Source organism: Acutalibacter muris, from assembly GCF_002201475.1.
Lineage (GTDB): Bacteria > Bacillota > Clostridia > Oscillospirales > Acutalibacteraceae > Acutalibacter > Acutalibacter muris.
Genome location: NZ_CP021422.1, coordinates 3,611,269 through 3,634,501, shown reverse-complemented (window position 1 = coordinate 3,634,501; position 23,233 = coordinate 3,611,269). Strand labels below are relative to the sequence as shown.

The 23,233-nt window shown below is 59.2% G+C and carries 21 protein-coding genes; 16 read left to right on the top strand and 5 right to left on the bottom strand.

Annotation, left to right across the window (positions count from 1 at the left end; genetic code table 11):
• Positions 1 to 17 precede the first annotated feature (17 nt).
• Positions 18 to 1,208 (bottom strand): aminotransferase-like domain-containing protein, encoded by a 1,191-nt coding sequence (locus tag ADH66_RS18670; RefSeq protein WP_066537671.1) that lies wholly within the window; start codon positions 1,206 to 1,208, stop codon positions 18 to 20.
• A 226-nt stretch (positions 1,209 to 1,434) separates the two neighbouring features.
• On the opposite strand from ADH66_RS18670, the gene ADH66_RS18665 reads away from it, so the two are divergent.
• A complete protein-coding gene (locus ADH66_RS18665) occupies positions 1,435 to 3,789 on the top strand; it encodes a SpoIIE family protein phosphatase (RefSeq protein WP_066537674.1) in 2,355 nt (784 codons plus the stop codon).
• Positions 3,790 to 4,188: 399 nt separating this feature from the next.
• Here ADH66_RS18665 and ADH66_RS22025 read toward each other — a convergent pair whose 3' ends face one another.
• Positions 4,189 to 4,260, bottom strand: a complete 72-nt coding sequence (locus tag ADH66_RS22025; RefSeq protein WP_456236498.1) for a hypothetical protein — start codon at positions 4,258 to 4,260, stop codon at positions 4,189 to 4,191.
• A 68-nt stretch (positions 4,261 to 4,328) separates the two neighbouring features.
• On the bottom strand, positions 4,329 to 5,324 hold the full coding sequence (locus ADH66_RS18660) for a DUF362 domain-containing protein (protein WP_066537676.1): 996 nt from the start codon (positions 5,322 to 5,324) through the stop codon (positions 4,329 to 4,331).
• 415 nt (positions 5,325 to 5,739) lie between these two features.
• Between ADH66_RS18660 and ADH66_RS18655 the strand changes: the two genes are divergently transcribed.
• The 10 genes from ADH66_RS18655 (at position 5,740) to ribF (ending at position 14,273) form a co-directional block, all read left to right on the top strand.
• On the top strand, positions 5,740 to 6,279 hold the full coding sequence (locus ADH66_RS18655; protein ID WP_066537679.1) for a stage V sporulation T C-terminal domain-containing protein: 540 nt from the start codon (positions 5,740 to 5,742) through the stop codon (positions 6,277 to 6,279).
• Between the two features lie 133 nt (positions 6,280 to 6,412).
• Positions 6,413 to 6,889 (top strand): ribosome maturation factor RimP, encoded by a 477-nt coding sequence (locus ADH66_RS18650; RefSeq protein WP_066537681.1) that lies wholly within the window; start codon positions 6,413 to 6,415, stop codon positions 6,887 to 6,889.
• A 66-nt stretch (positions 6,890 to 6,955) separates the two neighbouring features.
• A complete protein-coding gene (gene nusA / locus ADH66_RS18645; protein ID WP_066537684.1) occupies positions 6,956 to 8,038 on the top strand; it encodes a transcription termination factor NusA in 1,083 nt (360 codons plus the stop codon).
• Positions 8,039 to 8,057: 19 nt separating this feature from the next.
• Positions 8,058 to 8,357 (top strand): RNase P modulator RnpM, encoded by a 300-nt coding sequence (rnpM, locus tag ADH66_RS18640; protein ID WP_066537686.1) that lies wholly within the window; start codon positions 8,058 to 8,060, stop codon positions 8,355 to 8,357.
• Positions 8,350 to 8,673 carry a L7Ae/L30e/S12e/Gadd45 family ribosomal protein gene (locus ADH66_RS18635; RefSeq protein ID WP_066537689.1) on the top strand — a complete coding sequence of 108 codons (324 nt, stop codon included), beginning with the start codon at positions 8,350 to 8,352 and terminating at the stop codon, positions 8,671 to 8,673. Before rnpM ends, ADH66_RS18635 begins: the two co-directional genes overlap by 8 nt.
• A 4-nt stretch (positions 8,674 to 8,677) precedes the next feature.
• Positions 8,678 to 11,083, top strand: coding sequence for a translation initiation factor IF-2 (gene infB / locus ADH66_RS18630; RefSeq protein ID WP_066537691.1), 2,406 nt, complete (start codon positions 8,678 to 8,680; stop codon positions 11,081 to 11,083).
• 18 nt (positions 11,084 to 11,101) lie between these two features.
• Positions 11,102 to 11,482, top strand: a complete 381-nt coding sequence (gene rbfA / locus ADH66_RS18625) for a 30S ribosome-binding factor RbfA (protein WP_066537693.1) — start codon at positions 11,102 to 11,104, stop codon at positions 11,480 to 11,482.
• Complete coding sequence (locus ADH66_RS18620; protein ID WP_066537694.1) at positions 11,469 to 12,434, top strand: DHH family phosphoesterase; 966 nt, start codon at positions 11,469 to 11,471, stop codon at positions 12,432 to 12,434. Before rbfA ends, ADH66_RS18620 begins: the two co-directional genes overlap by 14 nt.
• A 24-nt stretch (positions 12,435 to 12,458) precedes the next feature.
• Positions 12,459 to 13,367: a tRNA pseudouridine(55) synthase TruB gene (gene truB, locus ADH66_RS18615; protein WP_066537695.1), complete on the top strand. Its 909-nt coding sequence runs from the start codon at positions 12,459 to 12,461 to the stop codon at positions 13,365 to 13,367.
• Positions 13,368 to 13,385: 18 nt separating this feature from the next.
• Positions 13,386 to 14,273, top strand: a complete 888-nt coding sequence (gene ribF / locus ADH66_RS18610) for a riboflavin biosynthesis protein RibF (protein ID WP_066537696.1) — start codon at positions 13,386 to 13,388, stop codon at positions 14,271 to 14,273.
• Here ribF and ADH66_RS18605 read toward each other — a convergent pair.
• The gene (locus ADH66_RS18605) at positions 14,257 to 14,739 is read right to left on the bottom strand and encodes an AAA family ATPase (RefSeq protein WP_066537697.1); all 483 of its coding nucleotides are present in this window, start codon (positions 14,737 to 14,739) and stop codon (positions 14,257 to 14,259) included. The genes ribF and ADH66_RS18605 overlap by 17 nt on opposite strands.
• Positions 14,739 to 15,158 carry an acyl-CoA thioesterase gene (locus tag ADH66_RS18600; protein ID WP_066537699.1) on the bottom strand — a complete coding sequence of 140 codons (420 nt, stop codon included), beginning with the start codon at positions 15,156 to 15,158 and terminating at the stop codon, positions 14,739 to 14,741. The genes ADH66_RS18605 and ADH66_RS18600 overlap by 1 nt, the downstream gene beginning before the upstream one ends.
• A 310-nt stretch (positions 15,159 to 15,468) precedes the next feature.
• On the opposite strand from ADH66_RS18600, the gene ADH66_RS18595 reads away from it, so the two are divergent.
• Genes ADH66_RS18595 through ADH66_RS18575 form a run of 5 tightly spaced genes read left to right on the top strand, consistent with a single transcriptional unit; the run spans position 15,469 to position 23,183 of the window.
• Positions 15,469 to 18,375 carry an acyl-CoA dehydratase activase-related protein gene (locus ADH66_RS18595; protein ID WP_084384361.1) on the top strand — a complete coding sequence of 969 codons (2,907 nt, stop codon included), beginning with the start codon at positions 15,469 to 15,471 and terminating at the stop codon, positions 18,373 to 18,375.
• Position 18,376: 1 nt separating this feature from the next.
• Positions 18,377 to 19,621 carry a 2-hydroxyacyl-CoA dehydratase gene (locus ADH66_RS18590; RefSeq protein ID WP_066537712.1) on the top strand — a complete coding sequence of 415 codons (1,245 nt, stop codon included), beginning with the start codon at positions 18,377 to 18,379 and terminating at the stop codon, positions 19,619 to 19,621.
• Positions 19,622 to 19,646: 25 nt separating this feature from the next.
• Complete coding sequence (locus ADH66_RS18585; RefSeq protein ID WP_066537721.1) at positions 19,647 to 21,011, top strand: hypothetical protein; 1,365 nt, start codon at positions 19,647 to 19,649, stop codon at positions 21,009 to 21,011.
• Between the two features lie 51 nt (positions 21,012 to 21,062).
• The gene (locus ADH66_RS18580) at positions 21,063 to 21,758 is read left to right on the top strand and encodes a response regulator transcription factor (RefSeq protein WP_066537724.1); all 696 of its coding nucleotides are present in this window, start codon (positions 21,063 to 21,065) and stop codon (positions 21,756 to 21,758) included.
• A gap of 18 nt (positions 21,759 to 21,776) precedes the next feature.
• Entirely contained in the window at positions 21,777 to 23,183 is a 1,407-nt protein-coding gene (locus ADH66_RS18575; protein WP_066537725.1) for a sensor histidine kinase, read from the top strand.
• The last annotated feature ends 50 nt before the right edge of the window (positions 23,184 to 23,233 follow it).

Below are 23,233 nucleotides of genomic sequence, written 5' to 3'. Positions count from 1 at the left end.
AATAAATTTTCTGTGCTTTACCTTGCCATTTCCCGGGCGGTTTCTCCCAATATCTTTACTCCTTCGCTCAGTTGCTCATCCGTGGGGGTGGAGAAGTTGATGCGGAAGCTCTGGCAGCTCTCGCTCTCGTCGGTAAGAAAAGCCGTGCCCGGCACAACGCAGACCTTGCGCTCTGCTGCGCGCCTTACAAAGTCCAGCATATCTATATTTTCCGGCAGTGTGCACCAGGCGAACAGGCCGCCCTCGAAGGGGCTCCAGGTGATAAGCGGGGCAAAGTGCTCCTCCAGGGCCTTTATAAGCACCGAGGACTTGCGGCGGTATATACCCCGCAGGCGGTCAAGGTGGGCCTCATAGTCCGTTTCCGTCATAAAGCGGTGGCAGACAATCTGTGCCCAGATATTGCTGTGCACGTCCTCCCCCTGCTTGCAGACCACCATCTTCTGTATCACGGGCTTCGGGCCTATGGCGTAGCCCACGCGCATACCCGGGGAGACCACCTTTGAGAAGGAACCCGCGTACATGACTATTCCCGCCTCGTCCAGGGATTTGATGCTGGGTATGTCCTCTCCTTTAAAGCGCAGGTCGCCGTAGGGGTTATCCTCCAGTATCAGCACGTTATGGTCCCGGCAGAGCTCATAGACCCTTTTGCGCTTCTCATAGCTCATGGTGATGCCGGAGGGATTCTGGAAGTTTGGTATGGTATAGAGGTATTTTATATTCTTCTCTGTCTCAAGAGCCCTCTCAAGGCCCTCTATGCTGAGGCCGTCGGGCTCCATGGGTATGCCGACTAACTTTGCCCTGTAGGAGCGAAAGGTGTTCAGCGACCCGATAAAGCTAGGGGCCTCGCAGAGAACTGCGTCGCCCTCGTTTAGAAGGGTCTTTGTCAGAAGGTCCATCACCTGCTGGGCGCCGCTGGTTATGAGTATATCGTCGCTGTCCGTACCGACGCGGTGCTTTCTGCCCATATACTCCATAAGATGCTGTCTGAGGGGGATATACCCCTCTGTCACGCTGTACTGTAAGGCCTCTATGGGCGTGTTCTCAAGAAGCTCTTGGGAGATGCTGCGGATATCCTCATAGGGGAACGCGTCCGGGGCCGGGTTGCCGGCGGACAGGGGGATTATGCCCGGGGCCGAGGAGTTTTTGAGTATCTCCCGGATGGCCGAGGGCTTCAGGGCTTTTACCCTGTCGGAGAATTGATATTCCATGGTTTTTGACCTCGCTTTTTCTGTTTCCTTAATTATATTCTAATATCCGTGAAAAGTCAACGGCGGCGGACACAGGGCAACGGCCCTTGACATAATATTTATAAAAATACCAGAAACCCCGATTGTGGTTGCGACAGATATTTCCCCTAAAAAGCAGTATTATATCAATGCGGCCAATATGGCTGGGTATACATAATCACTATACATAAAATAAATGAGGTGCAAAATGATGGAACGTGTAAAGGTAAGAGAGTGGATCGACGCCCTCCTGGAACAGCTGCACACGGAAAACGCCCGGCGGGCGCTGACGGCCATGGGGAGCTTTTTGGCCGGGATGGTGTGCTCCCGGGGGCTGATGTTCGGGAAATACGCGCCTTTCGGTGTGGCTGTGGTGGCGGCCGCGCCCAGGGGCGGGCTTTGGGCCGGGGCTATAGGGGCCTTCCTCGGGTATTTGATACCCTCGCCGGTGTATGTGCCCGCAAGATACGCGGCGGCTCTTGTGGCCGTGACAGCCATACGCTGGGCCCTTTCAGAGTTGAAATCCATAAATACGCATCCACTGTTCGCCCCGGCGGCGGCCTTCCTGCCTCTGCTGCTCACCGGGATGACCATGGTGTTTTTGAACGGCTCCATAAGTTATACGGCGGCGCTGTATGTAGCCGAGTCCTTCCTGGGGGCCGGCAGCGCCTATTTCCTGAGAAGAAGCGTCAACCTTCTCACCGGCCTTGGCGCCGACGGGCAGGAGCGGTCCTGGGCCAGGGCCGCGGTCTTTGACGCGGGAGACATGGCCGCGGTATCCGTGAGCGCAGGGATACTGCTGCTGGCCTTTTCGGACGTGAACATAATGGGCGTGTCTGTTGGACGCATACTGATGGTGCTGCTGGTGCTGTGCTGCGCCCGGGCGGGGGGCATCTCCGGCGGGGCGGTGGCCGGGGTGGCCGCCGGTGCAATACAGGGGCTGGCCACCGCCGGGCTCTCGTACCTCTCGGGGGCATACGGCCTTGGAGGGCTGATGGCCGGGGTGTTCGCGCCCATGGGCGCCGTGGCGGCGGCGGTGGCGTTCATCATCTCCCACGGGGTGGCCTCCCTACAGGTGGGCTCCGGGGGCTCCCAGATATTCACCGGGTCCATAGAGGTCGCCGTGGCCACGGTGGCCTATATGCTCATACCCAAGAGCCGCCGCATAGGCGAGCTGTTCGGGATGAGAGCCGATTCCCTTTCCGGCGGGGCTCTTAGGGGAAACATTGTCATGCGTCTTCGATACGCGGCCCAGGCGCTTCTCAGTGTGTCCGACTCTGTGGACGAGATATCCAAAAAGCTCAGTGTGATCTGCGCGCCGAACCTTCAGGGGGTATATAACAAGTCCACCGAGACCATCTGCGCCGGCTGCGGCATGAGCGGGGTATGCTGGCGCAAGTATAAGGACGAGACCCTGGACAATTTTGCCCAGCTGTATAAGCCCTTAAAGGAGAAGGAGCGCCTTGAGACCTGCGATTTTACCAAGGAATTCGCCGGGCGCTGCTGCCGGGCCGGGGAGATGCGAGACGAGATAAACAAGAACTACGGCCGCTATCTCATGAAGGAGGCCGCCGAGCTCCGTGCCGCCCAGGTGCGGGAGGTGGTGGAGGGCCACTTCCGCACCACGGCGGGAATTTTAGAGGAGATGGCCGGGGAGTTCTCCATGTACCAGCGCTTTGACGAGGAGTCTGCGGGACGGGTGGCCGGTATCCTTCGGGAGAGCGGAGTCACACCTCTGGAGGTCTGCTGCCGGGTGGACAAGTACGGGCGCATGACCGTGGAGGCCGAGATAAGCCGGGAACGGCAGAAGCGGCTCAATAGGGCCTCCTTCACCAGGGAGGTATCAGAGGCCTGCGGCCGGGCCTTCGCGCCCCCCTGCGTCAGCAGCGCGGAGGACCGCTGCCGCATACAGATGTGCCAGCGGCCACAGCTGCAGATAGGCCGGGGCTTCTCCCAATACTGCGCCGGGGGCGGGGCCTTCTGCGGGGACAGCACCAACGTGTTCTTTGACGGCTGCGGGCGGCTTATAGCGGTGCTCAGCGACGGCATGGGCACCGGGGGTCGGGCCGCCGTGGACGGGGCCATGACCTCGGCCATGGCGGAGAGCCTTCTGAAGGCGGGCATCGGCTTTGACAGTATGCTCCAGACGGTAAACTCCGCGCTGATAGCCAAGTCCGGGGACGAGTCCCTGGCCACCATGGACGTGGCCTGTATCGACCTGTTTTCAGGCAAGGCGGAGTTTTTAAAGGCCGGGGCGGCCTGCACCGTGCTGCGCCGGGGCAGGCGCAGCGAGCTTATAGAGGCCTCCAGCGTGCCGGTGGGGATAATGCCCGGGGTGGAGTTTGCCACGGCCGAAAGGGAGGTCAATGTGGGGGACATAGTGGTAATGGTCTCCGACGGTGTGGTGGCCGCGGGCAGCGAATGGCTGGTGGACCTGGTGGTAGCCTGGGACGAGGAGGAGAACCCCAATATGCTGGCCCAGAATATAACGGACGAAGCCCGCAAGCGCCGCAGCGACGGCCACGAGGACGACGTGACGGCGCTGGTGCTGGTGGTGCAGTAGCGAATAGACTTAAAAGGCCCAGGTGTCTCAAGACTGAGATGCCGGGGCCTTTTGGACTACAAAAGGTATGCATTTTAACACTTGCCCTTTTTGCGCTGTTTTCTATATTATTGATCCATGGTTAGCTCCCTTATCTGTGTACTAAGGGTGGTGTGGGTGTGTACCGTGTTCTCTTGGTTCCACACGGTGGCAGCGCTGTTCCTGTGTTTTTCGGTGGCGAAGGGGCTGACATCGGTGACGGGGTTACTGTACTATCATCAATACCCTGAAAAAATTGGAAAGTGAATTGGCGTAAGTAAAAGAGAAGGCGCTCCTTTGGGAACGTCCTTCTCTTTTGCTTATTCCACCTCCTTCTCAATTTCCCTTATCACCCTCGCCGGAACTCCACCCACCAGGGGGTTATCCGATACATCCTTTGTCACCGCCGCCCCGGCGGTAATTGGCGAAGTCCGGGAACCGCTTCCGGCTGATGAACGCCGCCTTCTGCTCGAAGAACGCTGCCCGGTTAGGTCAGGCGGCGCTCTGTTTTTATTTCCCGATTACCCCACAAACGGCACAACGCCCTCCACCGCGACAGCGGGGGTGATGACCTTGTCACCGTTGTCTATGTCGATGAGGGTATAACGGTCGTTGCCCATACCCAGCTCCTTCATATAGCTGAGCTGCCGGTAGCCGTGACGGCTCTCCATGCGCTCCACCAGGGCGTGCCGGTCCTCCTCCTTCATGGCGTGGATCATATCCACAGACGCCTGGTCTGCAGCCAGGAGGTCCACCGAGGCCAGAATGCCCACGTTTGGGGTGACCACCGGCTGGGCGTCCACGCCCTCGCAGTCGCAGGAAACGGACATATTCCGCAGTACATTCACATAGGTGACGTGTTCACCGAAATAGTCGATGACAGCCTTGGTGGACTCGGTAATCTTCTCCATCAGCTCCTCCTTGTCCACGCCCCAGTCGTTGCCGTCCTTGGCGTGGATCATACCCTTGCCGACGCGCCCGTCCGCGCAGCCGATGCCGATATTCTTGTTGGAGCCGCCGAAGCCGCCCATGGTGTGGCCCTTGAAGTGGGTCAGCACCACCAGGGAGTCATACTCCGGCAGGGACTTGCCCACGCTCATCTCCGAAAACCACTTGCCGCCCTTTACCGGCAGCATGACGGTGCCGTGTTCGTCGGTGATATCCACGGTGGTAAAGTCCGCCCAGCCGTTGACCTTCAAGGTTTCCCGGTGCTGCTCGGTGGTGTAGCGGTCGCCGTCGTAAAAGGTATTGGTCTCGATGATGGTGCCCTCGGGCAGCTCGGTCCGCATGAACTCCTTCACCCAAGCGGCGGGGATGATGTTGGGGCCGTGGGGTTCGCCGGTGTGCAGCTTGATAGCCGTTTTGCCGGTGATACCGGCTTTCACCCGCTCATATACCTTCTTGAGCCCCTCCGGGGACAGGTCCCGGGTAAAGTAGACAACGGACTCCGGGCCGCTGCGCTCCGCATAGGGGATGTAGTTCTGCCCGCCGGCGCCGGCGGTTGTTTTTTCTGGCATGAGATTCACCTCTCCTAAGAATTTTGTAAGTTTATTATACCATATGGCGCTGAAAATTGCACTGGCATTTTTCAGTTTTTGTAGGGCATATATTAAGCCTGGCTGAAAACGTAATTAAAAAACGCCATATTGTGCCAGCCCGATATCAAAAGCAGGGTGTTCGCTACACGGCCCTGTAAGGCAAACGGGCCCAAAGGGGTAAAGTTTTCCAAGCCGCGCAATATAGTTTAAACGCGGTTTGGCTCGGGCGGGATAAAAGGGAAAAGCGTGTAAATACTAGAAGAGCAGGTTCAGCCAATAAACAGCCCTCCAGTATCTATCTTGTTTAGAAGGGGAGACAAGCTTTGGGGGGCCGACTGCTGTTATGCCCTGAACCCATGAACCGACAACGTTTATATGAAAGGAATAAAAGCTTATGAAAGCAACGGGAATTGTTAGACGCATCGATGACCTGGGGCGGGTGGTCATCCCCAAAGAAATACGCCGCACACTTAAAATCCGCGAGGGGATGCCCATGGAGATATTTACCGACGTTTCCGGCGAGGTGATCCTCAAGAAGTATTCCCCTGTGGGGGAGATGTCCCAGCTGGCCCAGTCCTATGCCGAGGCCCTGGTGAACCTTACGGGCCTCGGCGCGGCCATATGCGACACAGAGCAGGTGATAGCCGTGGCGGGACCTGTGAAGAAGGAGCTGCTCCACAAGCCGGTGTCGCCGCAAATGGACGAGCTGGTTCAGGGGCGGCGCAGCTTTGTCACAAACGGCGAGAGCACTGTCCTCGCGGCACAGGGGTATACGGCGGCGGCGCTGGCGGTGTTCCCGGTGGTGTCCACCGGCGACCCTATGGGCGCGGTGATGCTTATCAAAGGGGAGAAAAGCCCGCCGAAGGTAGGCTCGGAGGCCATGGAAAGCGTCAAGGCGGCGGCCATGTTCCTGTCCCGCCAGCTGGAGTCGTAAAATACTTGGGCAAACTTTGAAAAAAACCTTGATTTTCCCGGAAACGGGTGCTATAATATTAAATTAGATAAGGTAGACTGAGAGAGTGGGGCGACCCGCTCTTTCGTTTGTTATATCGGAAAGGCGGTCGGATATGAGCACTAAAGGAGGAGTAGCGGCGCGGGTATACGCGCTCTGTGAGCCGCTGGCAGAGGAGCTGGGGCTGGCGGTCTGGGACGTGCAGTACCAGAAGGAGGGCTCAGAGTGGGTGTTGCGCATATATATCGACAAGGAGGGCGGCGTGGGCATTGACGACTGCGTTGCCATGAGCCACGCCCTTGACCCGGTGCTGGACCGGGAGGACCCTGTGCCCCAGGAGTATGTGCTGGAGGTGTCCTCCCCTGGGCTCAATCGGAAGCTGACCCGGCCGGAGCACTTTGAGGCCTATATGGACGAACCCGTGAGGGTCCGGCTTATACGGCCCCTTGAGGAGGGCACAAGGGAGCTGGAGGGCCTGCTCATCGGCTATGAGGACGGAAAGCTGGAGCTGCAGCTGGACGAGGAGACCGGCGTCACACTGGAGAAGAAGGAACTGGCCTGGGTCTGCGCCCTGGACGATATCGACCTCTGACGGTATGGGACGAGGTATGGCAATATAGCTTAGCAAGGAAGAAACTGTAAGGAGTGATCTCACAAAATGGTACGCAAGAAGAAAGCCGCCGAGCCCCAGGGCAACGAGGAGCTGTTCCTGGCGCTGGGACTGCTGGAAAAGGAAAAGGGTATCCCCATGGACTTCATGCTGGATAAGATAAAGAAGGCCATAGGCACCGCCTGCAAAAACACCTATAACAACGAGGACGTGGAGATGGAAGTGGATCCGGTCACGGGCCGGTTCGAGGTCTATCTGCAAAAGACCGTGGTGGAGGAGGTGGATGACCCGGATAAGGAGCTGCTGCTGGAGGAAGCCCGGGAGATATCGCCCATGGCGGAGGCGGGCGGCACGGTGGGCATAAAGCTTGACACCAAGCAGTTCGGCCGGGTGGCCGCCCAGACGGCCCGGAATATCATCCGCCAGGGCATCCGGGACAGCGAGCGGGGCCAGATGATGCAGGAGTTCCAGAGCAAGCACCAGGAGCTGGTCAGCGCCCTTATCGAGCGGGTGGACCCGAAGACCGGGGCTTTGACCCTGCGCATTGGGAAGGCGGAGGCCGTGCTGCCAAAGGCCGAACAGATAGGCGGGGAGAGCGTCCAGGAGGGGGACTACATAAAGGTCTATGTAGTCGACGTTCTGGAGGGGCTCAAGGGCCCAAAGGCCATTATTTCCCGCACAAGGCCGGAGCTTGTGAAGCGTATGTTTGAGACCGAGGTGCCCGAGATATACGACGGCACGGTGGAGATAAAGGCCGTGGCCAGAGAGGCCGGGTCCCGCACAAAGCTGGCGGTGCTGAGTCATAACCCGGACGTGGACGCAGTGGGCGCGTGCATAGGCACCCGAGGCGCCCGGGTCAATGAGATAGTGGAGGAGCTGGGCGGCGAGAAGATAGATATAGTGGAGTACAGCGAGGAGCCGGAGAAATTTGTGGCGGCGGCGCTGTCCCCGGCAAACGTGCTGTCGGTGGAGCTCTCGGAGGGCGAGGTACGGGCCTGCAAGGTCACGGTGCCGGACAGCCAGCTGTCCCTGGCCATCGGCAATAAGGGGCAGAACGCGCGGCTGGCGGCGAAGCTGACCGGGTGGAAGATAGACATCAAGCCCGAGAGCGGTTTCTTCGGGGAAGAGTAAAAATAAGGAAGTGAGCCCCATGCACCAAAGGAAGATCCCCATGCGTATGTGTACGGGATGCAACGAGATGAAGCCCAAGCGCGAGCTTGTGCGCATAGTAAAGGCCCCGGAGAAGCCGGACGAAAACGGCAGCCCGCTGCCCCCCACCATCGAGCTGGACGCCACCGGGAAAAAGCCCGGACGGGGGGCATATATCTGCCGGAACCCGGAGTGCCTTATGAAGGCCAGGAGGGCCCGGCGGTTGGAGAGGGCCTTCTCCTGCAAAATACCCGATGAGGTGTACCAGCGGCTGGAGGGGGAGATGGCGAAGGATGGATAAGGAGCTGTCGCTTTTGGGGCTGTGCCGCAAGGCGGGAAAGCTCCAGTGGGGCTTTGATATGTGCAGGGAGTCGGCAAGGGCAAAAAAGGCCGCGCTGCTGGTAGCGGCGGCGGACGTGTCCGAAAAGACCTATAAAAACCTCCGCTATGAAGCGGACAGGGCGGGCATACGTGCAGTAAGGCTTTCCGCAGATATGGCGGAGCTCGGCAGAGCCTGCGGCATCAGGGCCGGGGTGGCCTCGGTGGAGGACCCGGGCTTTGCGAAGGCGATCTTGAAGGAACGCGGGGACAGGGACCCCGGAGAGAAGGAGGAATAAGCCTATGATGATAAAGTACAGAGTACGCGAGGTGGCAAAGGACCTGGGCCTTACCAACAAGGAGGTCATTGACACTCTTGCGAAATACTTCCCGGAGCCGAAGAAGTATATGACGGCCCTGGAGGAGCCGGAGCTGGATATAGTCTTTGAGACCTTTACCCAGGAGAGGAACCTGGAGAGCCTGGAGGAGTATTTTGCCCAGCGGGACAAAAAGCCCGAGCCCGCGCCGGAACCGAAGCTGGAGACCGAAGCCCCGGCGAAGAAGCCTGAGGGGCAAAAGCCCGCGCCCGCTAAAGAGGGGGGCAAAAGGCAGCCCCAGCAGGCAAAGCCCAGGCAGAAGGGTAAGGAGACCCCTAAGGCCCAGCCCGCTCCTGCGGCGAAGAGGCCCCAGGAGGAGCAGAAGCCCCAGCAGCCGGTGCGGGAGCCGAAGGCCCCCACGCGCAGGGTGGTGGACACCCGCTCCAGCAACGTGAATATCGACAAGTACAACGAGAAATACGACCGGCTTGCAGACCAGAAGGTCAGCGCCAGGCAGGATAACGCCGTTACGAAGCAGAAGTTCACCAACAGGAATCAGCAGAGAAGGGGCCAGCAGAGGCGCGGCAAGCGGGAGACCGAGGCCGAGCGCCTGCGCCGCATAGCCATGGAGCGCAAGGCCAAGCACATCACCATCGAGGTGCCCGAGGAGATAACCGTGGGCGAATTCGCCCTGCGGCTGAAGGTGGCCGCGCCGGAGGTGATAAAGAAGCTGATGGGCCTTGGGGTATTCGCCGCCATCAACGACACCATCGACTTTGACACCGCCGTGCTAATTGCCGACGAGTTCCATGCCAAGGTGGAAAAAGAGGTGGTGGTCACCATCGAGGAACGCATTATAGACGACAGCGAGGACGACGAGGCCAACCTGGTGGCCCGGGCCCCGGTGGTGGTGGTTATGGGCCACGTGGACCACGGAAAGACCTCCATACTGGACGTTATCCGCCACTCCAATGTGACCGAGGGCGAGGCCGGCGGCATAACCCAGCATATCGGCGCCTATAGGGTGAAGGTGGGCGACAGGGACGTGACCTTCCTTGACACCCCCGGCCACGCGGCCTTTACCACCATGCGGGCAAGGGGCGCCCAAGTGACGGATATCGCCGTGCTGGTAGTTGCCGCTGACGACGGCATTATGCCCCAGACCGTTGAGGCCATAAACCACGCCAAGGCCGCCGGGGTCAGCATCCTTGTGGCCATAAACAAGATGGATAAGGACGGGGCCAACCCGGACAGGGTCAAGGAGCAGCTTACGGAGTATGAGCTGGTGCCCGAGGAGTGGGGCGGAGACACCCCCTGCCTCCCGGTGTCCGCCCATACGAAGCAGGGCATAAACGACCTCTTGGAGATGATAATATTAACGGCCGACATGATGGAGCTGAAGGCCAACCCGGACCGGGCCGCCAAGGGTACTGTTATAGAGGCGCGGCTGGACAAGGGCATGGGCCCCATCGCCACGGTGCTGGTGCAGAATGGAACGCTGAAGGCGGGGGATACTATCGTTGCGGGGGCCACTGTGGGCCGGGTCCGCTCCATGATGGACGACAAGGGCAGAAGGGTCACCGAAGCTGGCCCCTCGGTGCCCGTGGAGATAACCGGCCTTGGGGACGTGCCCGTGGGCGGCGACACCTTCGACGCGGTGTCCGACGAGCGGCTGGCCAGGGAGCTGGTGGAGCAGCGCCTGAACGACCAGAAGGAGGAGGTCTTCCGCGCCCAGACCAAGGTGACCCTAGACAACCTCTTTGAGCAGATGAGAGAGGGCGAGATGAAGGAACTGAAGATAATCGTCAAGGCCGACGTACAGGGCTCGGTGGAGGCCGTGCGCCAGTCCTTAGAGAAGCTCTCTAACGACGAGGTGCGGGTGCATATAATCCATGGGGCCGTGGGCGCTGTCAGCGAGAGCGACGTTATGCTGGCAAACGCCTCCAATGCCATCATCGTGGGCTTCAATGTGCGGCCGGACCCGGTGGCCGAGGAGAGCGCCAAGCGGGACGGCGTGGATATGCGGCTCTACAGGATCATCTACGACTGCATCGAGGAGATAGAGAGCGCCATGAAGGGTATGCTGGCTCCCAAGTACCGTGAGGTGGCCCTGGGCCGCGCCGAGTGCCGGGAGACCTATAAGATTTCCAACGTAGGGCTAGTCATCGGCGGCCACGTCACCGGCGGCAAGATAACCCGCAACGCCCAGGTGCGGGTGGTGCGCGACGGCATAATAGTCGCAGACGACAAGGTGGCCTCTTTGCGCCGGTTTAAGGACGACGTTAAAGAGGTAGCCGACGGGTACGACTGCGGCATCACCCTGGAGAGGTTTGCGGATATCAAGCAGGGGGATGTGCTGGAGGCCTATGAGATGGAGGAATACAGGGACTAAGAGAAAGGAGCGAGGACCATGCCAGGGAATAAGCTGGCCCGCATAACCGAGGACGTCAGCCGGGAGCTCTCGGCCATACTCCGTGAGCTGAAGGACCCTAGGGTTACCGGCTGTCTATTGAGTGTAGTGCGGGTGGAGGTCACAAACGACCTGTCGTACTGCACGGCCTATATCAGCACGGTGGAGGGCCTTGAGCGCTCAAAGCAGGCGGCGGAGGGCTTAAAGTCGGCGGCAGGGTATGTGCGCCGGGAGCTGGGCCATAGACTGAAGCTTAGGCATGTGCCCCAGCTGATCTTCAAGCCCACGGACTCTATAGAGTACGGGGCAAGTATCTCGAGGATAATAAACGATCTGGATATACCCGAGGCGCCAAAGGAGGAGGAAGATGCCGGACTGTAAGGAGATCGCAGCGCTTATAAAGGGCTGGGACGATATACTGGTGATATGCCACGAGAACCCGGACGGGGACGCGCTGGGCTCAATGTTCGGACTGGTACGGGGGCTGCGCTCTATGGGAAAGAGAGCGGGCTGGTACTGCGCGAGCCCTCTGCCCAGGAAGTTTGCTTACCTTGAACAGGGGCTTTCCGGGGAGGATTTCGCTCCCGCCCATATTCTTACGGTGGACGTGGCGGACAGCAAGCTCCTGGGGGACGCCTGGGAGAAATTCGGGGACGGGATAGAGCTTGCCATAGACCACCACAGTATACACCGGCCCTTTGTGGACGTCCGCTGGGTGGACCCGGAGAGCGCGGCCACCGCAGAGATGGTGTGGCTGCTGCTGAAGGAATTGGGGGCAAAGCCCGACATACAGACTCTTGGGTGCCTGTATACCGGCATTGTTACCGACACGGGCTGCTTCCGCTATAGAAATGTGACCCCGCGAACCCTGCGCCTTGCCGCAGAGCTGCTTGAACTTGGGGCCCCGGCGGGGGACATCAACAAGAACATTTTTGAGAACAAGAACCTGGCTGCGGTCCGGGCGGAGGTTATGGAGCTGAACACTCTGGAGGTATTCTGCGAAGGCAAGTGCTCAATGATACAGATACCCCGCTCCATTATCGAGAGCACCGGCGCGGACGAGGGGGATATGGACGGCAGCGTCGGCCGTGCCGCCGCCGAGATAGAGGGCGTGCTGCTGTTTGTCAGCCTGAAGGAGAAGGAGGACGGCAGCATAAAGGCCTCCCTGCGCGCCACACCGCCCGCAAACGCGGCGGCCATTGCCCAGCGCTTTGGGGGCGGCGGCCATGTGGGGGCGGCGGGCTGTCCCCTGGAGGGGATGGATATGGCCGAGGCCCGGCTCAAAATGATGGAGGTCTGTGAAGAATACTTAAAAGAGATAGGAAGTATTTAAACCCCACAGAACGGAGTTATCCTCATGAACGGAGTTATCATACTGGACAAGCCCGCGGGCTTCACCTCCTTTGACGCGGTGGCCGTCATGCGGGGGCTTGCCCGTGAGAAGAAGATAGGCCACACCGGCACCCTGGACCCTATGGCCACCGGGGTGCTTCCTTTGCTTATAGGGCGGGCGGCAAAGGCCGCTGACCTGCTGCCGGACACGGACAAGGAGTATATGGCCGGGTTCCGGCTGGGTGAGCGGTTTGATACCGGGGACGTGACCGGCAAAATTATAGAGACAAGCCACGCCCGAGCGTCAGAAGGAGAACTCCTGCGGGCTCTGGAGAGGTTTCGGGGGGATATAATGCAGACGCCCCCTATGTACTCGGCGGTGTCCGTGGGCGGCCAGCGGCTCTATAAGCTGGCGCGGCAGGGCATAGAGATAGAGCGGGAGCCAAGGCCCGTACATATCGGGAGGCTGGAGCTTGTAAGCTTTGACGAAAAGGAGCAGCGCGGGACCCTTGCCGTGGCCTGCTCGAAGGGTACTTATATCCGGGCGCTTATAGAGGACATTGCAAGGGCGGCGGGGACCCTCGGCGTTATGACCGCCCTGCGCAGGACAAAGGCCTGCGGCTTTACCGTAAGAGCTGCCGTTACGTTGGAGGACCTGCGGGCCCTGTCGGCGGAGGGCAGACTTTCGGCAGTCCTGCGCCCAGTCGAGACCCTGTTTGGGGACTATCCCACGGTGCAGGTGAGTCCCGCCCAGGCGGCGAGGTTCTGTAACGGCGGCGGGCTGGATATGGGGCGGCTGAAGATGCCCAAGATAGCGGTGACTGAGGGTCAGCGCTTCTGCGTCTTTGGACCCGGGGGAGGATTCCTCGGGCTGGCGAAGGTCCGGCTGGAAAAGAACGAGCTGGGCTTTTTGAAGCTGTTTGCTATAGAATAATACTGAGAGGAGACCGCCATGGAGATACTGGAGACCCTTGACATAGATAACTGCGCCCCGGCTTCCCTGGCCCTGGGGACCTTTGACGGGCTGCATCTGGGGCATAGAGCCGTGCTGGAGTCCGCCCTGGATTCGGAGTACAGCCCACAGGTGTTCACATTTAAAAAAAGCCCCTCGGGGGACCCGGCCCTTATCACTCAGGAGGACAAGGCGGCGGAACTTTCGGGCATGGGCATAGAGCGCGTGTATTCCATGGACTTTCATAGGCTGAGGGATATGGAGGCGGAGGGCTTTGCCCGGGATATCCTTTTGAGGAGACTTAACGCCCGGCGGATCTGCTGCGGGGAGGATTTCCGCTTTGGCCGGGGGGCCCGGGGAAACGTGGAGCTGCTCTCCCGCCTGTGCAAAGAGTATGGCGCAGAGCTTATAGTGGTGCCCCCGGTGCTGGACGGCGGGGAGAAGGTGAGCTCCACCCGCATACGAAGGGCAGTGGCCGAGGGGGATATCTCCACGGCCAGCCGGTTGCTGGGCCGGCCCTTTGGCTTTACCTTAGAGGTCATACACGGCAACCACATCGGCACTGGCCTTGGCACCCCGACTATAAACCAGGCCCTGCCGGAGGATCTGACCCTGCCCAGGTTCGGAGTATACGCCGCCTGGTGCGAGACCGAAAGCGGCAGGTATTACGGCGTATGCAACATAGGGGTAAAGCCCACGGTGGGCTCTGACCGGGTGCTGGCCGAGACATGGATGCCGGAGTTTGACGGCGACCTGTACGGCAGGAGGGTCCGGGTGGAGATTATGGACTTTATAAGGCCAGAGAGAAAGTTCTCCTCCCTGGACCAGCTCAAGGAGGAGATACGGCGCAACGCCATAAGGGCGAAGGAGATCACCGGCGCTCTATGATAACGTCCATCTCACCGGGCTCGGGGGGCTCAAAGAGACCTTGAAGCTTCTCTAATAATCCCTCGTCCACGAAGTAGCTGCTGTCCTCACCGGCGAGGACGGCCCGGTTCCTGCGGGCGATGCTCTCCCGCCAGACCTCATCGGACACGTCGATATAGTGCCACTCGTGAGCTATGCCCTGGTCCGAAAAGAAGCTGCCGGCCTCAAGCCGCCAGGCCCGGGTCCAGAAGCCCCAGTCCAGTATCACGTCCGCCCCGGCGGCCACGGCCTCTGCGGCTTTATCAAAGAGGTAGGCCCGCACCCTGGCCGTGACCGCGTCGTGGCGGTCCCCCAGGTCCTTGTCGAAGATGCGGTCCGTTATCTCGTCCACGGACAGCAGCAGGGCCGGGGACTTTTCCATAAGCTGACGGCAGTACCAGCTCTTGCCGCAGCAGAGCCTGCCGCATACGAGCGTTACCTTTGCCATTATTTTTCCTCCTTTTCTTTAAGAAGCTTTGAAGCGATGCGGTGATATTCCGGCATGACCTTTTTAAGGGACACCGGGCGGCCCGCCTCGTTTATGAAGCAGTGGGCAGTCCGGCCGAAGCATTTCAGGTCTCCGGAGAGCCTGACGGTGTAGGAGAAGGCGATACGGGTGCCGGTGTAGGCCGCGAGCTCGACGGCTATCTCCACGGTATCGCCGAAGCGGCACATGGAGCGGTAACTGGCCTCCACGCTGAGTACCGGGCTGACGACGCCCGCCGCTTCAAGGCCTTCATATGGGAAGCCGTTCTCGCTCATAAAGTGAATACGCGCCTCTTCGAACCAGCGGATATAGTTGGAGTGATGAACACAGTCCATGCGGTCTGTTTCATAATAGTGGACAGGGCGGAGGTATATGGTCATGATATCCCGGCTTTCTTTAATATAATATGGTGAGGCGGTTCATATGGCAATGGAACTATATGGCCCTGGAAACTGGCTCATACAAGGATTATAGCATACAAGAAGAAAAAAAGCCAGCCGCGCAATATGGCGCGAATACTGCACCTAAAGCAGCATACATAGTGGGATTTAGCCATAATTTTATGATAAATACACCATATATTGTTAATGCCTGGGCTGTTGATTTTTGGGTCAAAAAATGTTATCATTTTAACAAATAAGAAGAAACCAGCTGATCGGGTAAACCAGGGAAAGGAAGCTGCCGCAAAGTATGAGAATAGGTTTGGATGTGGGCTCCACAACGCTGAAATGTGTGGTATATGACAAAGATACGCCGGTATTCCGGGAATATGAGCGCCATTTCTCCCAGATAGCGGGAAAGGCCTCGGATATGCTGCGCCGGGTGGCGGAGCAGTTCCCGGGCGCCGATAGGGCAGGGCTGTGTATATCCGGCTCGGCGGGCATGGGCCTTGCAGAGGACCTGGGAATCCCCTTTGTACAGGAGGTCTATGCCACCCGCACGGCGGTGGTGAAATATATGCCAGAGGCCGACGTGGTGATAGAGCTGGGCGGCGAGGACGCGAAGATACTGTTCCTCTCCGGCTCCATGGAGGTGCGCATGAACGGCTCCTGCGCCGGGGGCACCGGGGCCTTTATCGACCAGATGGCCACTCTCTTGGACATAACCCCAGGAGAACTGAACGAGATAGCCGGGAAAGCGGAACGCACCTATAGCATAGCCTCCCGCTGCGGGGTCTTCGCAAAGTCTGACCTCCAGGCGCTTCTAAACCAGGGAGCCCAAAAGGACGACATTGCCGCCAGTATTCTCACTGCCGTGGTTAACCAGACGGTGGCGGGCCTGGCCCAGGGCCGGGAGATAGAGGGAAATATAGTCTATCTTGGCGGGCCGCTGACCTTCCTGCCGGAGCTTAGAGGCGCCTTTGACAAGATACTGGGGGTGGAGGGGACGTGCCCGGAGAACTCCCTGTACTATGTGGCTATGGGCGCTGCCCTGGCCGGGGACTCCGAGGAGTTTGACCTTTTGGAGATAACTGAGCGCATAGCAAACTACAGCTCCAGCCACAGCTATCAGAGCAGCGACGCTCTGTTTGCTAATAAGGACGAGTACGAGGAGTTTGTGGAGCGGCACAAGCGGGACAGCGTGCCCACCGACGGAAAGCTATCAGCGGACGGCACGGCCTATGTGGGCATAGACGCGGGGTCCACCACGGTGAAGGCCGTGGCCATAAACTCCGAGGGGAATATTGTCTCCTCGCGGTATCTTCCGAACAACGGCAACCCGGTGCCGCTGGTGCGGGACTTCCTCTCCGACCTCTACAGGGACTTTCCCAATATAAATATAAAGGGCGCGGCCTCCACGGGCTATGGTGAGGAGATAATCAAGAATGCCTTTGGCCTGGACTGCGGAGTTGTGGAGACTATCGCCCACTTTACCGCCGCCAAGAGGTTCCAGCCGGAGGTGGATTTTATCATCGACATCGGCGGACAGGACATAAAGTGCTTTAGGATAAAGGACGGCGTTATCGACAATATCTTTTTGAACGAGGCCTGTTCCTCGGGCTGCGGCTCCTTCTTGCAGACCTTTGCCGGGGCCCTGGGATATGAGATGGGAGATTTTGCCAGGGAGGGACTCTTTGCCGGCAGCCCGGTGGACCTGGGCTCACGGTGCACGGTGTTCATGAACTCCTCCGTGAAGCAGGCCCAGAAGGACGGGGCTACTTTGGGCAACATCTCGGCGGGGCTGTCCATGAGCGTGGTGAAAAACGCGCTCTATAAGGTCATCCGCGTGACGGACGCCAAAAGCCTTGGCAGGCACATTGTGGTCCAGGGGGGCACCTTCTTAAACGACGCGGTGCTCCGGGCCTTTGAGAGGGAGATAGGCCAGAACGTGACAAGGCCCTCGGTGGCGGGGCTGATGGGGGCCTTTGGCGCGGCCCTGTACGCCAAGGAGCACAGCAGCGGCGAAAGCGGCATACTGACCCCAAAGGAGCTGGAGAGCTTTACCCATGAGGTCAAGGCCATCACCTGCGGCGGCTGTCAGAACCACTGCCGGCTGACGGTAAACACCTTTGCCAACGGGGCGCGGTATATTGCGGGCAACCGCTGCGATAAGCCCCTTCAAAAGCACAGCCCCACGGCAAAGTACAACCTCTACGACTATAAAAAGGAGCTTCTGGCGGGGTATGGGCCCGCAAAGGGAGAGCGGGGCACCATAGGCATACCCATGGGCCTTAATATGTTCGAGCTGTTCCCCTTCTGGCACACCTTCTTTACGAAGCTGGGCTTCGGGGTAGTTACCTCACCCCAGTCGGACCGGCAGCTGTACTTCAGGGGCCAGCACACGATACCATCAGATACTGTGTGCTATCCGGCAAAGCTTCTGCACGGGCACATGGAGGCCCTGATGGACATGAAGCCCGACGCCATTTTCTACCCCTGCATGAGCTATAACCTGGACGAGCATAAGGGCGACAACCACTATAACTGCCCGGTGGTGGCCTATTACCCCGAGGTGCTGGACGCGAATATAACCGCCCTTGAGGAGCACAAATTTATTTACGACTATGTGGGGCTGCACAGAAGAAAGGACTTCCCCAGGAAGATGACGGCCATCTTGGCAAAATACTTCCCGCCCATACCCGAGCGGGAGGTTAGAGAGGCCGCTGCTGCCGCTTATGAGGAGTACGAGAGGTATATGTCCCGCATACGGGAAAAGGGCCGGGAATACCTTGCCTACGCAAAAGAGAATAGCTTGCCGGTGGTGATACTCTCCGGCCGGCCCTACCACCTGGACCCGGAGATAAACCACGGCATTGACAAGCTCATCTGTGAGTGCGGGGCGGTGCTGGTGACGGAGGACTCGGTAAGCGACCAGGTGGAGAAATTCCCCACCACGGTTTTGAACCAGTGGACCTATCACGCGAGGCTGTACGCCGCGGCGAAGTTTGTGGCGGAGAGTAAGGACCCCCGCATAAACCTTGTGCAGCTGGTATCCTTCGGCTGCGGGGTGGACGCCATCACCGGGGACGAGGTGCGCTCTATACTGGAGAGCGGGGACAGGATTTACACGCAGATAAAGATAGACGAGATAACGAACCTGGGGGCGGTGCGCATAAGGCTTAGGAGCCTGTTTGCCGCCCTGGGACTGGGGGAATAATATGGCGGATAACGCAAGCCGGGTGGAATTTACCCGGGAAATGAAGAAAGACTATACTATTATAACGCCCAATATGGCGCCCATCCATTTCGAGCTGATAAAGGACGTGCTTGTAAGCTTCGGCTATAAGATAGACCTTCTGACCACCACCGGCCGGGAGATAGTGGACGAGGGGCTGAAGTATGTCCACAACGACACCTGCTATCCGGCGCTTTTGTCCATTGGCCAGATGATGCACGCCCTGCACAGCGGCAAGTATGACCTTCACAAGGTGGCCCTGGTGATGACCCAGACCGGCGGCGGCTGCCGGGCCTCAAACTATATCCACCTGCTGCGAAAGGCCCTTAAAAAGGACGGCCTTGACTATATCCCGGTGATATCCCTGAACCTCTCGGGCCTTGAGTCCAACAGCGGCTTCAAGATAACCCTGCCCCTTTTGCGCCGGGCCATAGCGGCCCTTACCTACGGAGATCTTTTGATGCTCCTTAAGAACCAGACCAAACCCTATGAGCTCACCTTCGGCGAGAGCGACCGGCTGGTGTCGGAGTGGACAAAGAAGCTGACGAAGCTCTTTGAGGAGAACAGGGCCTTTACCCAGCGGGAGGTCCGGGCCTATTTTGACGAGATAACGGAGTCCTTCGCAAGGATACCGGTGGAACGCAGGCCAAAGACCAAGGTGGGCATTGTGGGTGAGATATACGTGAAATACTCGGCCCTTGCCAACAACGGCCTTGAGGACTTTCTGTTCCATGAGGGCTGCGAGGTGATGGTGCCTGGAATAGTGGGCTTTATGATTTTCAAGGTGGACAACAGGCTGGAGGACATAGAGCTCTACGGCGGCAGCTCCGCCAAGAAGCAGCTGTGCACAATGCTGAAGTGGTACTTCACAAAGTTCGAGCGGGACCTTATCGAGTCCGTGAAGAAGTTTCCACAGTTTACCGCTCCAGCGCCCTACAGCCACTTAAAGGAGCTGGCCGGGCAGGTGATAGGCTACGGCTGCAAGATGGGCGAGGGGTGGCTTCTCACCGCCGAGATGATGGAGCTTATCGAGAGCGGCTATGAGAACGTGGTGTGCACCCAGCCCTTCGGGTGCCTGCCGAACCACATCGTGGGCAAGGGCATGATACGCAAGGTAAAGAAGGTCTGCCCCCAGGCCAACATAGTGCCCATTGACTATGACCCCAGCGCCACGGCGGTGAACCAGGAGAACCGCATAAAGCTCATGCTGGCGGTGGCCAATACATAACCTCAAATGGAAAGGAGCGGAGATCATGAAACGGCTTGCCCTGCTGCTGGCGTTAGCGGCGGCCCTGTCCGGGCTGCCCGGCTGCTCGTTTACGGGCATCTCCGCCCAGAACCTGATATCCCCCCCGGCCGCCACAGCCGACCAGCAGAGCATATACCGGCTTTTGCAGGGCACCCAGACGGAGATAACCCTTATATACCCCAAAAGCGGCGAGCACCGCTCGGCCATAATAATGTGCGATTTCACCGGCGATGGGGTCGAGGACGCCATAGGCTTTCATGCCACCGCAGACGGGGGCTCTCAGGTACAGTTCCTCACCAAATCCGGCGGCGAATGGGCCGTGGCGGCCCTTTTCCGCAACCCCGCAAGCCAGGTGGACCGGGTCTGCTTCGGCGCCATGCCTGACGGCGGCCAGGCTGTGTTTATCGGCTGGGGCACCACCGCGGGTACCACTTCCCGGCTGGCGGCAGTCAACGCGTACCTGTACCAGCCGGACGGCGGGGTTCGGGAGTACGCGCTGTGCAGCTACGGCGAGATGGCCGTCACGGACTTTGACGGCGACGGTATAAACGAGCTGTTCACCATAGACAAATCCGTGCCTGTCCCCGCCGATACCGAGGGAGAGGAGCCCACACCTGCCAGGGCCAGGCTATACGCCTTTGACGGGGAAACGCGGCTCTATGAGGCCGCCAGCGTGGAGGCGGACAACAGCATCACCGGCTATTCCGGGGTGACCTTCGGAAGGCTTGGGCCTGAGGACTGGGGTGTGGTGGTAGACGGCGCCACAGCGGACGGCAGCATGAATACCCAGGTGTTCTTTATGGAGGAGGGCCGGCTCACAAACTATCCCGACAGAGTCAATACCGAGGGCTATGCCAGCGAGTACGCCCGCCCGGCCGCGGCAGCCATCACCGCCAGGGATATAAACGGCGACGGATATATAGAGATACCTGCGGCCATACAGCTGCCCGGATATTCGGAGGGCGCGGCCCTGGACTCCACCAGCTATATGGTGGAGTGGCGCTCGCAGACCTCGGGGAGCCCCAGCCGGGTGGTCATGAGGACGCTGATGAATGTACGGGAGAACTATTGGTTTAGAATACCCTACTATCTCCAGAGCAAGGTTTGCGCCCTAAACGACGCGGAGCGCCGCACAGTGACGTATATGGAGGTAAAATCGGCCGAAGAGGGCACGCTTCTTGGAGGCACGCTCTTTTCCATACGTGTGTTCACCCGGCCGGCCTGGGAAAGCCGGGGGGAGAACAGCGGATATACCCTGCTTACGGAACAGAACGACTCGGTGTACGGCATAAACGTATACAGCCGCGACGAGCGGGTGCTCCGGTCCACGGAGGATATTATGAAAAGCTTTTCGCTCCTTGAGGAGTGAGCATATCAATGTGATAGCGGCAAAAACTATTTGGGCTTAAAGGGGGCTAATATGAAGAAGGTACTGGTGGCAGAGGACGAGCAGAATATCCGGGAGTTCGTGGTTATAAACCTGGAGCGGGCCGGCTATGAGGTGACCGAGGCCGAGAGCGGCGACCAGGCCCTGGAACTCTACGGGCGCGGCGGGGACTTCCACGTGGTGATACTGGATATCATGATGCCCGGGGAGAAGGACGGCCTGGCCGTTTGCAGAGAGCTCAGGAGCAGGAACCCCTCCCTGGGGATAATCCTTTTGACGGCCAAGACCCAGGAGATGGACAAGGTCAGCGGCCTTATGATGGGGGCGGACGACTATGTGACAAAGCCCTTCTCCCCCTCGGAGCTGACGGCCAGAGTGGACGCGGTGTACCGGCGGGTGGCCCTGGCCGCCGAGAGGTATGAGACCCAGGACCAGGTGGCCGCCGGAGAGTTTATCCTGAACCTTAGGGACCGCTCCTTTACCAAGGGGGGCGCGCCTATAGAGCTGACCCAGGTGGAGTTCCAGATAATGGAATACTTTTTGGAGAACCCGGGGATAGCCCTTGCAAGGGGGGACATCCTGCGGCATGTGTGGGGGCCCAGCTACGTGGGCGAGGAGAAGATAGTGGACGTGAATATCCGCAGGCTTCGCATGAAGGTAGAGGACGAGCCCTCCAACCCCCAGCACATAACCACGGTATGGGGGCTGGGCTACCGCTGGAAGACCTAAAATTTTAGGAGGCCTGCCATGTTTGCAAAGAGCATTTCAAGGCGCTGGTTCGTAAACACCATCGGCGTGGTGCTGGTGGTGCTGGTAATCTTTGTGGCGGCCCTGTCCTTTATGGTCCAGAGCTCCACCTATAACGGCATAGAGAGCACCCTTACGGGCCGCATGGACGAGCTGCTCAACTGGCTGTCAAGCCGCTCCAAGGACTATCAGACCTCCGAGTTCACTGCGGTTACAAGGGACTATATCGAGACCTTCCAGGACAAGGCGAAGATGGAGATAATGGCGCTGGGCAAGGACGGCCGGGTGTTCATAACCTCCACGGGCTTTGAGCCCGACCATTCCCAGCCCATGCCCGACTACCAGCTGGCCCTCCTGAGCCCGGACGGCTCGGGCAAGTGGGTGGGGGAGCTGAACACCGGGGAGAAGGTTATGGCCATAACCCGGGTAGTGAGAAGTGAAAACGGTGGGCTTGTAGGCTCCATACGGTATATGGTGTCCATGGAGCGGGCGGACCAGCAGACCATAATGGTGGTGATAGTGCTGGTGATAGCGGCGCTGTTCATCATGCTGCTTTTGACTCTCTCCGGCGTTTACTTCATCCGTTCCATCCTTGTGCCCGTGCGGCAGGTGAGCCAGAGCGCCCGTCAGATCGCCCAGGGGGATTTTGAGGTGCGCATTGAAAAGGCCCGGGGCGACGAGATAGGCCAGCTCTGCGACGCCATAAACGACATGGCCGGGGAGTTGGGCGCGGCGGAGAGGATGAAAAATGAGTTCATCTCCTCGGTGTCCCATGAGCTGCGCACGCCGCTGACGGCCATAAAGGGCTGGGCGGAGACTCTAAGAAGCGGGGCGGATCCGGCCACGGAGGAGAAGGGCATGAGCGTTATTATCCGGGAGTCTGAGCGCCTCTCGGGCCTTGTGGAGGAGCTTCTGGACTTCTCCCGGCTTCAAAACGGACGGATGCAGCTGGTGCAGGAGCGCATGGACATTCTGGCGGAGCTGGACGAGGCGGTGTACCTTTTTACCGAGCGGGCGCGGACAGAGGGCAAGGAGCTCAGGTATGAGGAGAACATCAGCCTTGCGCCGGTATATGGGGATAGGAACAGGCTCAAGCAGGTATTTGTAAACATTATAGACAACGCCCTGAAGTACACGTTGGAGGGCGGATCGGTAACGGTGTCCTCGGAGCTTTCGGAGGACCGGGTGCAGGTCATCATAGCGGACACCGGCTGCGGCATACCGGCGGAGCACCTGCCCAACGTGAAGAAGAAGTTTTATAAGGCCAACCAGCTGGTCCGGGGCTCCGGCATAGGGCTGGCGGTGGCGGACGAGATAGTGGCCATGCACAACGGCACGCTGGAGCTGGAGAGCACGGAGGGCGAGGGCACAACGGTGACCATAAGCATACCTTTGTGTAAGACATGACGCGGTCCGGCCGACATTGCCCTTTGGGCAAGTCGCGTGCAGCGCCAAAA